Origin of the sequence: Pseudomonas fuscovaginae SE-1 (assembly GCF_000364705.1) — a bacterium.
GTDB classification, from domain to species: domain Bacteria; phylum Pseudomonadota; class Gammaproteobacteria; order Pseudomonadales; family Pseudomonadaceae; genus Aquipseudomonas; species Aquipseudomonas fuscovaginae_A.
Genome location: NZ_AQOH01000068.1, coordinates 1 through 12,849, shown reverse-complemented (window position 1 = coordinate 12,849; position 12,849 = coordinate 1). Strand labels below are relative to the sequence as shown.

11 protein-coding genes are annotated in these 12,849 nt (G+C 55.4%); 3 read left to right on the top strand and 8 right to left on the bottom strand.

Going from position 1 to position 12,849, the window contains the following annotated elements; translation table 11 throughout:
* From K675_RS32150 to K675_RS0108025, 6 genes are all read right to left on the bottom strand, one after another.
* A partial coding sequence (locus K675_RS32150) for a ribbon-helix-helix domain-containing protein (RefSeq protein ID WP_017903001.1) occupies positions 1-235 on the bottom strand: 235 nt, incomplete at its 3' end.
* Positions 236-668: 433 nt separating this feature from the next.
* On the bottom strand, positions 669-2,462 hold the full coding sequence (locus K675_RS0108045; protein ID WP_017902999.1) for a UvrD-helicase domain-containing protein: 1,794 nt from the start codon (positions 2,460-2,462) through the stop codon (positions 669-671).
* Entirely contained in the window at positions 2,462-4,363 is a 1,902-nt protein-coding gene (locus K675_RS0108040) for an ATP-dependent nuclease (protein ID WP_026145023.1), read from the bottom strand. The genes K675_RS0108045 and K675_RS0108040 overlap by 1 nt, the downstream gene beginning before the upstream one ends.
* Before the next feature lie 102 nt (positions 4,364-4,465).
* Positions 4,466-5,140: a hypothetical protein gene (locus tag K675_RS0108035; RefSeq protein ID WP_017902997.1), complete on the bottom strand. Its 675-nt coding sequence runs from the start codon at positions 5,138-5,140 to the stop codon at positions 4,466-4,468.
* On the bottom strand, positions 5,127-6,086 hold the full coding sequence (locus K675_RS0108030) for a hypothetical protein (RefSeq protein WP_017902996.1): 960 nt from the start codon (positions 6,084-6,086) through the stop codon (positions 5,127-5,129). The genes K675_RS0108035 and K675_RS0108030 overlap by 14 nt, the downstream gene beginning before the upstream one ends.
* Positions 6,087-6,097: 11 nt before the next feature.
* Positions 6,098-6,565, bottom strand: a complete 468-nt coding sequence (locus K675_RS0108025) for a hypothetical protein (RefSeq protein ID WP_017902995.1) — start codon at positions 6,563-6,565, stop codon at positions 6,098-6,100.
* Positions 6,566-7,130: 565 nt separating this feature from the next.
* Here K675_RS0108025 and K675_RS32145 point away from each other — a divergent pair.
* Entirely contained in the window at positions 7,131-7,421 is a 291-nt protein-coding gene (locus K675_RS32145; protein ID WP_420066328.1) for a DUF7693 family protein, read from the top strand.
* Here K675_RS32145 and K675_RS0108020 read toward each other — a convergent pair.
* Positions 7,407-8,825 (bottom strand): Shedu immune nuclease family protein, encoded by a 1,419-nt coding sequence (locus K675_RS0108020; protein WP_017902994.1) that lies wholly within the window; start codon positions 8,823-8,825, stop codon positions 7,407-7,409. The genes K675_RS32145 and K675_RS0108020 overlap by 15 nt on opposite strands.
* A gap of 510 nt (positions 8,826-9,335) precedes the next feature.
* Between K675_RS0108020 and ltrA the strand changes: the two genes are divergently transcribed.
* Positions 9,336-10,622 carry a group II intron reverse transcriptase/maturase gene (gene ltrA / locus K675_RS0108015; protein WP_017902993.1) on the top strand — a complete coding sequence of 429 codons (1,287 nt, stop codon included), beginning with the start codon at positions 9,336-9,338 and terminating at the stop codon, positions 10,620-10,622.
* 103 nt (positions 10,623-10,725) lie between these two features.
* On the opposite strand, the gene K675_RS0108010 is transcribed toward ltrA, so the two are convergent.
* Positions 10,726-11,418: an ImmA/IrrE family metallo-endopeptidase gene (locus tag K675_RS0108010; protein WP_017902992.1), complete on the bottom strand. Its 693-nt coding sequence runs from the start codon at positions 11,416-11,418 to the stop codon at positions 10,726-10,728.
* 273 nt (positions 11,419-11,691) lie between these two features.
* Between K675_RS0108010 and K675_RS0108005 the strand changes: the two genes are divergently transcribed.
* Positions 11,692-12,642, top strand: coding sequence for a hypothetical protein (locus tag K675_RS0108005; RefSeq protein ID WP_017902991.1), 951 nt, complete (start codon positions 11,692-11,694; stop codon positions 12,640-12,642).
* Positions 12,643-12,849: the final 207 nt, after the last annotated feature.

Here is a 12,849-nt window from a genome sequence, read left to right as displayed (position 1 = left end):
GGCCAGAGCCATGATGAGTTACACCACGTCCTGGGACACGATCGTCATCATCCACCGGAGCCGTGGGTGACGAGGCAGCCCCGGCTAACAGCAGACCGCGCAGTTGCTGGCGGCCCTGATCCTTGCGGATCAGTTCCCGAACGTATTCGCTGCTGGTGCTGTAGCCACGCTGGCTCACCTGATCATCGACAAAGGACTTCAGGACGTCCGGGAGGGAGATGTTCAGGGTACTCATGGCTTTGTCCGTTTTTGACAAAATTTGCCAAAGTATAAACCAGGGGGAGGGGTCAGTTTTACATTGGCGGTAACAGGAATTGGCACAACCCGCTCGATTCATTGAGATTGCCGAAGGCGTATTGGCGCACGAACACAGTCCGTTTGAACTTCTCGATCTGGACTCGCCTGGCACTGCACAGAGAGAGAATGATCGCTATCGAGTCAAGAAAATCGGTGGATGAAGTCATCCTGGAGCACTTCGATGCTCTTTAAGGCCGGCATCAGCCACCACCCACCGCCAGGATCGAGGAGTCAGGAAGCGTAGCGTTCAAATACATCACCGCCGAACGCATTCGAACCTTTACGATCCCCGCCGAGGAAAGAGGTTGCCTACCCAAAGGGGTCGAGTACCTCACAATCCCCTAACGCTTGGGTCGCCCTACCTTAATCATCTACGGGAGCTCGAATCCCAGGCCCTCAAGCACTAGCCGATCTTCAGCCTTCAATTTTTTCACTGCCCAAATCAGCACATGCTTAGGCCGCGAGCTCGCCACGTAGGCAAATCTCGCAGCTTCGGAAGTCCGGTCACGCAGCCAGTCCTTCCAGTGCGACTGATGCACGCCTGGTTTCTGCGACGATACAACCACGGTCACGTCGTGTGTTTCACCCTTGACCCCGTGAATCGTCTCGAAACGCAGGCAGTCACGTTGGGCGGCTACATCGGGTACCCCGGCCAACCTTTCGGAGATCAGCATCTTCCCCTGCCCAGAACGGGCTCGCAAATTAAGGCCTCTCAGCCCTTCTAAATGCTCACGCACCTCTACGGGTACGAATGTTTGATCTGGCAGCTTTCCAAGCGCAATTTTTGCTGCCCGGGCCCAGTCCGACCAAGTCTGATTACCATCACCTACGCCGTGTTCCACCAAAAACTGGATACCGTCGTGAAGGAATATACGCCACGCCAGTTTTGACTCAATATCCATAGGGCAGTAAGGGCCTGCTTTCGTAACCTGCAGTTGTAGCCGGGCCGCCAGCCACTTACCGAATGTTTCCAGGCATTGCGCCATGTCCGTCAACCTGCCTGCTTTGAGGTTTATGCAGGCCAGCGCCAGCAGCTCGATGCCCTCGAAAGCTCTACCAGTACGTAAGCGCTGGAGTGTTGTATGTCCGCGCGCGACGACCACCACCTTGTCATGTATCAGGCTCATTTCTCGAATAGCTGGAAGCAGCTCCGACGGGCAGTTCTGATACTCGACGACCCTTGGCTTTACTGAAGCAATACGAGGATTGCCCACCACACGGTCGGATTGAAGAATGTTGGAACACACATCTACGATGGCTTGGCCGCTTCGCCAATTCTCGTTGAGAACGTACTCCTCAAAGCCAAGCTCCTCCATGCGCCGACGCACGTTTGCAGGATTCGATTTCCTGAAACCATAAATTGACTGGTTAAGATCACCTACAAAATGGAATTTCACGCCTAGTAGGCTCAGCCTTTTGACGATCAGAAGCTGCTCCGCCGACAAGTCTTGGCACTCATCGACGATCACCAACGGGAATCGGCGTGCAATACGCGAGAAGTAATCTTTGAATTTTTCATCTTGCATCCCGACCAAAGCGAGAATATCGATGTCACCGTAGGTCGCAAAGCCAGCGGCCCAAAGCCGTTTTTTGGTCGCCAACAGTGCCTTCTGGTCAGCCTCGTCCTGTTGGGCGAGGTTGGCGTCGTTATCCCACTTCCGATCATTGGTCGAAAAGACGTAGCGTTTGGATCCTTTATCGTAGTTGTATCGACAGGCTGATACGGTGCGTCCACAGATTTTAATGCGCGTGTGGTAGATATCAGCTGACTTGTCGATGATCCGTATACGGAAGTCGCCGTCCCGGCCTTGAAAGCCCGTGATCTCGCTGGCGATACTCGATAGCAGGTGTGTGAGCACGAAACTATCGAAGGTGGAGATGTAGTGCGGCAAGCCCAATGGCTCGCGGAGGTACTTATAAACCCTGCTCTGGAGCTCTTCGGTAGCACTATTGAGAAAGGTGAGTAAAGCGATACCAGAAGGGTGATGCTTCCACTCCTGGATAATCCTGCATACCTTTGCGGCCACCACCTCTGTTTTGCCGCTACCGGGGCAGGCTCTTAAGTACACATGCTGATCCAACGGTGCATCAATGTATCTCTGCTGCTGGTCGGTGAACTCGATATCGGCTGCACCCATTTGGGCTGCCTTATCCTTTGCCGCCATCAGGCCACATCCTCTTCCAGACCGCACGCCCAGAGGATGGCCTGGCGGATGTACACCGGCACAACGAAGCCGGCCCCATTTGCCTCAAGTACATCTGCGAAGGCTTGGGCGTAAATGCCCTTGCCAATGTCATCGGAGTCAATACGATCCAGTAGTGCGCCGGCGTAGGGCGCCCGCTGGGCGGAGCTCATGGCAGCAAAATCGAGTTTCGCGTCTGCTTTAAGGCCTTTCACCACCGCTCCATTCTGGGCCTCCCAGAGCCCAGCAGCGACGATCAGCATGGTCTTTAGGTTGTTGCCTTCCATTGCGATATCGTACTCGAAGGTTTTGTACTTCCCTGCAAACAGCCGGGCGAACTCTGACAGGCCGATGTGCTTTTGCAACCCCAGCGCCGGGTTGTTGCCGACTATGCAGTTGTCCGCATGGGGCAGAAGTGGGACGCTCTTTTGACCACCCTCACCATCGTCCTCAATCACTGACTTTGGAGGATCGTTGTCGGTCAGTCCTGAGCACCTGACAGGAATGTTTTCACCTTGATGCTCGGCTTTGACGTCGCAGAACAGCTGCATGAAGTGATTGAAGTAGATTCCGCCCAGATTGATGACCGACACTCCGTAGTCGTCCAGGGAATTGCGCCCATCGCCGAAGGGCTGCAGTACGATCTTGGCGAGCGCCGGCAAGACCATCGCCTCCGCTATGCCCTCGACTAGGATCGTGCCTTTGGCGAACAGCAGGTTCGACTTCGTCGCATCAAGCCACCTGTCCACAAATTGTCGGCTCTGCGTGGGCAGGCCGCAGTTCCTGAGGGGCACTGCCTTGGGGCGGCCCAGGTTGGACAGGTGGATAACGTGGTCTACAGATACTGCTGCGGTGATCACAGTCGAGTGGGTGGTTATGATCACCTGCATTCCGCGAGCCTCAGCAGCCTTCTTAAGATGCCGAAGTAGCCGGAGCTGGAGTTGCGGATGAAGATGTGCCTCCGGCTCCTCGATCAACAGCAGGCGCAGGTACGTCTTCTCGCCCTGCCCTGCATCGGCTTCGAAGGTCAGCTCTGCCAGAATGGAAGCGATGTACAGCAGGTTGTTGTAGCCCAGGCTGTTTTCTTCCAATGCACGAAATTGTGCTGCGTCAGCCTTGCTCAAGTCTGGGAAGTACAGGAGCCTCAGACCTTCCACGATTCGCGAGAAGCTCACTTCCGAAAACTGGATCATTGTGCCCTGAGAGAGATGAGCACCCAGTGCAGCTTTTAGGCTGTCGCCAATTCGCTGGTTGGCGGCTTTGATAGCAAATTGGTCGCTCTCTGATAGCTGGCGATTGAAGTCCCCAACATGCTGCTCCAGTGGATGCAGTACACGAGCCTTTCTGGCGGCTTCTATGTCCTTGCGGCAGAGCGCTTTTAACAGGCGCGCGAGGCGAGACTGGCGCCCTTCTCTAAGCTTGGTTTCAGCGTCGCGTAACGGCGGTAGATAAACGCAGTGAACATAGTCCAATTTCTCGGTTTCAAACGCTTTGGTGTACTCGTGGCCACCGTAAGTATGGTGTTTGAACCTACCACGAGACTCCTGGTTTAGGGCCGTGAACGTGAGTTTTGCCTCGGGCTGGTTGCCGCACCAGGTGTCAAACGCAATGACATCATTCTTGTCGAGACCGGAGAAGGTCGCCTGAATTTTGATCTCCTCAGCCGCGACATCATCCTTGCCAAATCCCCTGTAGAAATCACGCTCACTGATAACCCGTTTGCCCGACTCGGAGTCATTGAAGAGCTGTCGTATCGCGCTGACAACGCCAGTCTTGCCGGCCCCGTTTTCGCCGACCAGAACGTTCAGGCCGTCATGGAGTTCGATAGAGAACGTCTCCCCAAAGCATTTGAAGCCCTGAACATCCAGCGTACGTAAATACATAAGCATCCCTTCTTCATACATTGCTAAATAGCCGGATTTGAGCCGCGCCATCTGTACTACCACAGCGACATCGAGCCAGGTGTGCTCGTTTGTGGTGCTTGGTCAGGAAAAGCACATCATCAGCGGTCGCCTCACCTCAGGTGCCATCAGCTTGGAAAGCTCTTCTATTACCCATGTCGCGCACGGCCACAGTGCCTGTACACCCAGCAGCACGGCGAAAACGAAAAACGCCCGCAGGAGGTAGTCATGTGCCAGCTTGATATGGCTCACCTTGGCGTTGTTGCCCGGGTAGTTTTCGATGACTTTGATAGCGATAGACTTGGCCAAGCTCGCGGCGGGTTGTTGCGTACTCCAGCAAAGCGAAATGTCGTCGACCCCCACCGTGTGAGCATTGCTCACGCGCAGTACGCAGAACGCGCTGTACCCCGCTCGAAGGACATACGCCACTGCAAGCGCAAACACCGCTAGCGACACGGCGCCAAGGGCCTTACTGGTCCTGTCGCTCCAAAGGGTCGGCAATAACGACACCAACACCGGGATGAGTGCAGTTACTGCCGCCAGGTAGACCCCAGCTTTCGTGTCGACACCTTTACGCCGCTCCTGTTCAGCGTCGTACATCCGGCGCGCCTCTTCCAACGCTATTTCGCTCTGTAGATCCCAATTGCCGTCGTTGACGGATGCCTTCCACCCATCGCGCATTTGGTCATTTGCCGCAACCTTTTCAGGCGTCGGTGGAACCAGGGTCGGCCAAAACAACTGCCTATCAAACCGGGCCATTTCGGATCATCTCCAGCTCATCAACGATCGCCGCGGCAATTGGGTATCCGGTTTGATTTTCGATCCAGGCCCACTGACCGTTTGGATTGATCTCCAAAAACCACAGCTTTTCATCTGGGTCGCACACCAGATCAATAGCGCCATATCGCAGGTTCAGACGGTGCACCAACTCTCGACATTGAGCAGCCACTTGATCGGGCAAGCCAATGGCCTCGTGTCGTAAGTCAGGGCGGCTACCCCGTCGCCAGTCAACTTCGGTTTCTTCGCTATCCTGAGACCAGATGGCGGTGGCGAACACCTGAGCGCCAACGACAGTGACTCGAACATCATATTTTTTTGGCACTTCAGCCTGAATGATCACCGGGGCAAGGCCTAGCGCAGGCGCATCTGCTTCGGTCAATGGCTGCAGCCGTGAGGTAAACATCACCTTCTCCAGCGCGCCCGGCAATACCGCTTGCCGTAGAGGCTTCCCAACAGCCCTTCCCTCTGCCGTCAGTAACTCGGCGGGCTTCAACTGGTTCGTGATGGTGGTATCCGGGATATTGAAACCGAGGTGCCGCGCAATCAGGAGCTGTCGCGGTTTATCTTCAGCCAGAAAGATTTGAGTAGGGTCACTGAACCAGCAACCCTCCAATCGGAAATAGAGGCTCTTCAGGACGCTGTTCCATTCCGCCTCAATGTAGGCACGTTCACCTGCATCCAGCACTGCCTCAGGTGCTTGTGGCGCGCCAGGCCTGCGAAAATAGGCAGCGGTAACGTCACGCCCCGTAATTCGTTTCCCCTCCAGCTCAATTGCCCAATCATCCATGGCACTCACGCCCAACGTGCTTCGGGACAGAGGGAGCAGTTCAGTGTTAAGCCTGAAATAAGGCAAGCCCCGCCGTTGGAGCTCTGCGACGACGAAGTCCATCGTTATATCGCGGCGATTAGTGACCAGCAGAAACATAGTGGAAAGCCTCAATCCAGGTAAAAACGCTCATCGAGGCCGAATTGCATATCTCCCGGATCATCGTGTTCGAGCTCTGCTGCGGTTTTGGTCATCAGCTCCAGCATGGCGTAGCTGTCACTCGGGTCATCCTCTTCGATCACCGTATCGGTCTTGGTCATCAGTTGGAGCAGATGAGAGGCCTGCCCCTTGGAAGTGAGATCGTCGTCACTTTCGGGCTTGGAGTACGTTTTTGTAAGCGTTTCGAGCGTCACGAACGAGTCGTCATCCTCCTCACTATTGACCTTCGTCTTAGTGAGAAGCTCGTCCAGCGCTCCACGAGCAATAACTGGCTGAGTACCATTAGGTGTCTCAACAACCCACATATCATGCTGAGTCGAGTAATAGCCTGGCAGATTGTCGGTACCTGTTCTCGGCACAGCGTTTCTTGCAAGCAGGGGTGAAACTGCCTTGTATGCGGGGATCGAGGCTGTAGGCATTACGCTGAAACTCCTGTATGGCGATGTGCCAACATATTACGGAGAACTGAGCGATTCGTCATGTTCGTACCTGCTGAGCACCTATAGGCCAGTGTGTTGCGTTCCTTCGCAGGCCCAATATTTCATAAAACCCTCCACGCCCCGCGCTTTATGTCATTGCGGCGCTTAGGATCGTGCGCAGGTCTTTCCACGGCAGTTGTGCTGCAGGCACCTCCGCTTCGCATCCGGCGAGGTGTTTAAATGCATTCCGCGCCTTGCCGAGAGGTACGCTCCCAATTTAACGGGGCATATGAGCTCATTGGATAGCGATGCCCACCGCTTGCTCAGCCTGATCGTGAAAGCCGAGCAGCTCGGGGAGTGTTCTCCCAAAGGGCTGAAGCTACCAAATTGATGCCCGCGCAACACGCCCAACACGCAAGGTTTCATTTACCATGCAGTTAGCCTAGGTTGGGCACGGGTGGCCCGACAACACCCAGATTCAGCTACCGTTCGTTTGGAAGCAAAACCACTTACCGCCCGCGAGACCTGTCAGATTCTGCGCGACATTGCCCTTGGAGTTCGCACCATGCGCCGCATTGACCATCAGCCGTGGGCTGAGATCTACTGTGGCCTGATGACTGTCGAAGTCGACGGCCGGGTGCTCACGTTCTACAACGATTGCGGCACGCTCGATTATTGCGACAGCTGCTACAGCCCGGAGGGCCGTGCCTATATTTTCGACTCGCTGCAGTCGTACAACTGCGACCCTGTAGATCTGGGAGCATGCACAGCTAGTAAAAATGCTCACCAGTGTTTAGTCAGCAGCTGCTCCACTCGTACAAGGTCGCGTCCGACCAGCGTTTCAGAAAAGATCTGAGCTGTTGGCTGGAGCTGCGGGTGACAAGTGCACAGCCAGTATCCGCAGCTTACCTAGCAATTCGTCAAAGGTGACGACCTCGACGTCCTTGCAGGCGTTGCGGAATATCTCGAAGCTGCGCCGGCGGCCTTCCTCGGTCGGCTTGGTGCCTGCAATGACAACGCACCTGGCGGTGTCAGGATTCAAGTCCCGCATCGTCGGATCCTGAAGATGGGACAGCCATGTGGAGCGCATCAACCCTTGCTGGTACAGTACTTGTGTAATCGCTCCACTGAGCTGCAGATGTGGGCCGTAGACGTCTAGATTGCGATACGGTCTGCTTTGCATGAGTGGGGTGGAAGGCTTTTTAATTTCCACGATGGCGAGCTCGCGTCCCTGAGCCAAAAGCAGGTCACCAATGTGAGCTCCAGACCCATTGACCATGGAGCCTCGGGCATGGAACTGAGTGTGCAAAAGCGTCACCGGGCGCGCGAATACCATGCCCAAAATGAACAGGTTGGACTCGAAGAACTGCTGCCAGTGTCCCTCGCTTAGGTTCTGATCGAGCATGATCTCGAACTTTTCGATCATCACGGTCAGTGTGACCCTCTCGATCTCCGCACGCAGCTCGAAAAGTTCGCGGGGAGCTTCCTTCGCCAGCATTTCAGCGCCGATTATCACCTCCCTGAGTTGGTGACGCCGAGCTTGCGCTGCCGCTTTTCCAATCGAGTTGCTGGCCCTACGAGCAGCCGTGCTCGCCAGAACAGGGCGGCTACCCTCAAATATCACGTTGGGAATCAGCGTCGGAAAGACCTGGCTCATCACCCAGTGCAACTGCGCAGACATTTCACTCTTTTTCCGGGCCCGGGTAATCCGCATGCACGTTCTTCGACATTCATCCACCCTAGCTTCACTGACGAAGACTGCTCCGTCAGTGATCGAGGTGTCGCTTTCATCCGATATGACCAGGGTTTTTATACCGGGCGCAAACCGCAAACCTCGCCATAACGGAGTGAGGTGTTTCACCAGCCCCAGCCCTTCATTGCAGGACTCAAACAATTTGCGAGGGAGGCTGATGTCGATGTAGAGCACAGCATCATCAGGAGTATCAGGAAGGTCGCGGGTCGACTGGTGGCTATACATGATGCAGCCTACGTTTCCGTGCTTATTGCTACGATAACGTTGGGTGTGCGGATTGGTGTAGACGGGATACATCGTAATCCAGCCGGGCTCGATCGTAGCCAGGTGATGCCATTGGTCTTCGGGCAGTGATTGCCACTTTTCCATGGAGACTTTTTGGAATACTTGGAGGTACAAATCAACGCAGAAGCCGCTATCCAACGGCCGGCGAATGACGATGAAGCCAGGCTCAAGCACATCCTCCCCATTCCAGCTGTCCTGCGAGGTTTGTTGAGTCCCTTCCATTGATTTCTCCATGCCAATTTTGTGGGTACCGGCCTGACTTACGCAAGGTGAGTTGGGCGGACGCTTAGAGCGCCAGTTAAAGCTGGCAGAGGATAGTCGATGAAAGTTCGATACTGGTAAGAAATGGCGAATCAACCAGACCCCGAGTCATGCATGTTGCACCGTGAGGTGCAGGGTGAAGCGTTGACAGGGGAAACCGATGGGCCAGCCATTGAGCCGCGTAATCAGGAATTCGGGATGCCGATGCTGTTAAGCGAAGCAGAAGGCCACACGGAGCATGGCGTTATACGCCAGTCATGCTCTGATCCCGCGCGGTCGGAGACCCTGTGCACGTCGGGAAGTCCTTTGCACAGAAACTGGGAGATCTTAGCGGTGCCCGGTGCGCCAGCACCGGGCGGAGCAGGAAAGGCCAAACGCCACAGGCCTCCCGCGCCCCGGACACAGAGCCGGATCAGTAGCGCGTCGATGGGACTTGAAGGTGTACGTGAAGCAGCCCGAAGGAACAAGGGCATGCAGTTCACGGCATTGCTGCACCACATCACACCACAGTTACTGGCGCAAAGCTTTTATGCCCTGCGCCGCGACGCTGCGGTCGGTGTGGACGGCATGTCGTGGCGAGACTATGAGGAAGGTCTTCTCCAGCGTGTAACTGAGTTGCACGGTAGGCTTCACAAAGGAGCTTTTCGGGCAACGCCATCGCAGCGGGTCTACATTCCCAAAGCCGATGGCAGGCAACGCCCGTTGGGTATTGCTTCCTTGGAGGACAAGATCGTACAGCAGGCGGTTGTTACCGTGCTGAGTGCGATCTATGAGGAAGACTTTCTTGGATTCTCGTATGGGTTTAGACCGGGCCGCAGTCAGCACGATGCGCTGGATGCGTTAACGGTCGCGCTGAAAAGCCAAAAGGTGAACTGGATACTTGATGCGGATATCACATCGTTCTTTGATGAGATCGACCATGAATGGATGCTGATGTTTCTAGGGCACCGGATTGCAGATCGACGCTTGCTCGGGCTTATCTGCAAATGGCTTCAAGCGGGTGTTATGGAGGATGGCCGTAGGGTGGCTGCAACCAAGGGGACGCCCCAAGGCGCAGTGATATCGCCGCTGCTGGCGAATATCTATCTTCACTACGTGCTGGATCTATGGACAAGGCAGTGGCGCGAGCGCCACGCCCGTGGCGATGTGATTGTCGTGCGCTACGCGGATGACAGTGTGGTGGGGTTCAGGACGGAAGTGCAGGCTCAGCAGTTTCTGGCGCAGTTGCAGGAACGGTTGGCCAGATTCGGTCTATCGCTCAACGCCTCGAAAACACGACTGATTGAGTTTGGTCGTTTTGCCGTGATGAATCGCAGGAAACGAGGTTTGAGAAAACCGGAGACTTTTGATTTCCTGGGATTCACCCACTGTTGTAGTGTCAGCCGACGCGGTGACTTCCAAGTACTACGACTGACTGTCAAAAAGCGTATGCGTGCGACGCTTCTTGCTATCCGTGAGGAGTTGAGTCGCCGGCGTCATGACCTTGTCCGGGTTCAAGGGCAATGGCTCAAACGTGTGGTGACCGGTTACTTCAATTACCACGCGGTACCGGGGAACCTGATACGTCTTGGCGGTTTTCGTTTGGCGGTGTGCCGTCTCTGGCGGCAAGCCCTTAAGCGACGCAGCCAGCGTAATCGGCTTCAATGGTCACGTTACGGACGCCTTGCCGATCTCTATATCCCGAGACCCAGAAATGCACATCCTTACCCTGAGGATCGCTTCGCGTCACATACCCGAGGCAGGAGCCGTATGCGGTAGTTCCGCACGTACGGATCTGTGCGGGGGGCGGCAGGTAACTGCCGTTCCTACCGCGACCGCTTCTCAAGCCATCGACACTAACCGTAATAAAGCCCTGCCCGCTCTAAGGCCAGCGCACCAACTCCAGCTCCTTAATCCGGATGGCCATGGCCGAATCCGAGACACCGAATTGCTGGGCCAGTGAAATCAGGTTCTGGTTGTTAAACCGGGTGCACCGCGCCAGCGCCAGCTCGCGCTCACCGGAGTCTTTCGACGCATAAAGCAGACGATCAGGATTGATGGGATCGAGGTGATATGCGATCACGTCGCTGAAGCGCAATTGCCCCTTGCAGTGGAACATGAACTCGAACCGCTCCCTCACCAGCTTCTGAGGCATGAGGAAGCAGGCCGCGAAGCGATCTGCTTGCCGCTCTGCTGGTGCACGTGGTGTTTGCAGCGGGCTGCCATCAAACGCGCGGTCGCGATGCATGACGGTGTCCTCATGCAGCATGAGGTGGCCGATTTCATGGGCCCCTGTGAAGAGCTGAACTTTGTCACCAAACTCAGTCGCGACTGCGATCTTGTTCGATTGACGGTCAATCAGGCCTGCGATGCGAGTACCGGTGTTATGCCGGTTGAACTGGCTGTCTCCCAGGGTGGGATATTCACGATAGTCGTAGCCGCAGACCATGGCAGCGATCCGGGGGCTGCGCATCATCATCGGCGGAATATCTTGATCCGGCCACAGGTACCGGCGATCACGGTAAATCTGCATGAGCAGGTCAGTCGCTGCTTTCTCGATATGGGCTTCGTTCATGACAAAACACCAGATGTAGGCTCTCAGGCGCAATTTAGCACAATATGTAGCGCCATAAATGTCTAGCCAACCCAATATATAGGTTTTGCCGATGAAGGGTTGAATGAACCTTCTATGTTGAAATCCAGCTGATCGCATTTTGCCACCAACACGGGTCGCCGAGCTTCGCATAGTGTGCGAGGATTCGGTCACGGCGATGGCCGTTGAGGGGCTAGACCGTGGTTGGATGCGCCGCAGTGGCGGTGGACGGATTACAGGAGGTTTACTGGAAACATGGCGTTGGATGTTGCGTTTAGCGTTGAGGCTGGAGATTTTGTCGATCCTGATCGAGCCTATGACCTGTTCTGGGCAGGTGTCATCACCAATAAACGAGCTTTCGTTTGCCCTGGAGCGGACTGCTCAGCACAGGTGACCTGTGCGAATCTGGATAAGGACGTGCAGAGCATGCGGGTGGTGCCACACTTCAAGGTCTACGGAGACCATAGTGAGGCATGCGGGATCGTGAACGGTAAGGGAATCGACTTGGAGGTTGAGCCTAACGGCCCTGACGGGCAGAAGCGCAGAACGGTCGATCAGTCCATTGTGGACGTGTTCAAGCTTGAGCGTCCTGACTCGTACTATGACGAACCTACCCAGGATCCCGCGGCCGATCTGCACGTAGCGAAAAAACGCGCTAAGAGCACCAGGCCTTACACCGCCAAGCTGGGTGAAACAGGGCTGGTTGGCCCCATCTACTCAGTCCGCTCGGTGGTCAGTCGGTACATTCGATATCTATCCGACAACACCTTGGAGTTTCGCCGCATCAACATTGCCGGGCAGGACGTGGCGTACGAAAGCATTTTCAAATGCATTTGGGAGCAGGATCTGAATGACCTCCCCGACCACCCTGTCATCTACTATGGGTGGGCCTACATCGACCGCACCCGAAAAAACGACGCATACCGGATCAAGTTCAAGAAATGCTTGATGCGCGGAGCAGAAAGCCTGACGACCTCAAGCTTCGTTTCGGACAAGCTCGTTGAGCGCTATAAGCTCAAGAACCTCATGGCGACCAGGCTTTCAAAGATCTCCCAGGAGCCCAAGCCGACCGCGTTCGTGTTTGTGTACGGGCAGCCCAAAGTCCGTACTTCAAATGGAACAAGCTATGCCAATTTCGAGTTGCAGAACTTGGACATGATTGACGTAAATTACGACTGCCCATTGCCTTCCAAGTACGACAAGTAGCGAGAGCCTCAGCCCGCTCCCGAGCACTTGATTGAAAGTGTTCGGGGCTGTGCTGCTAAGCCAGCCCCAACGCGCTCAAGACGTTACCTGCAAGGCGCGCCAGTCGTGGTGTTCAGGCTAGCCGCCCTTCCCGTCGGCGTGGTGATCCAGTCATACGCAGCAACTGTAGTGGTCAACAATTCCCGGACACAGAATTGAGTTTTTCTT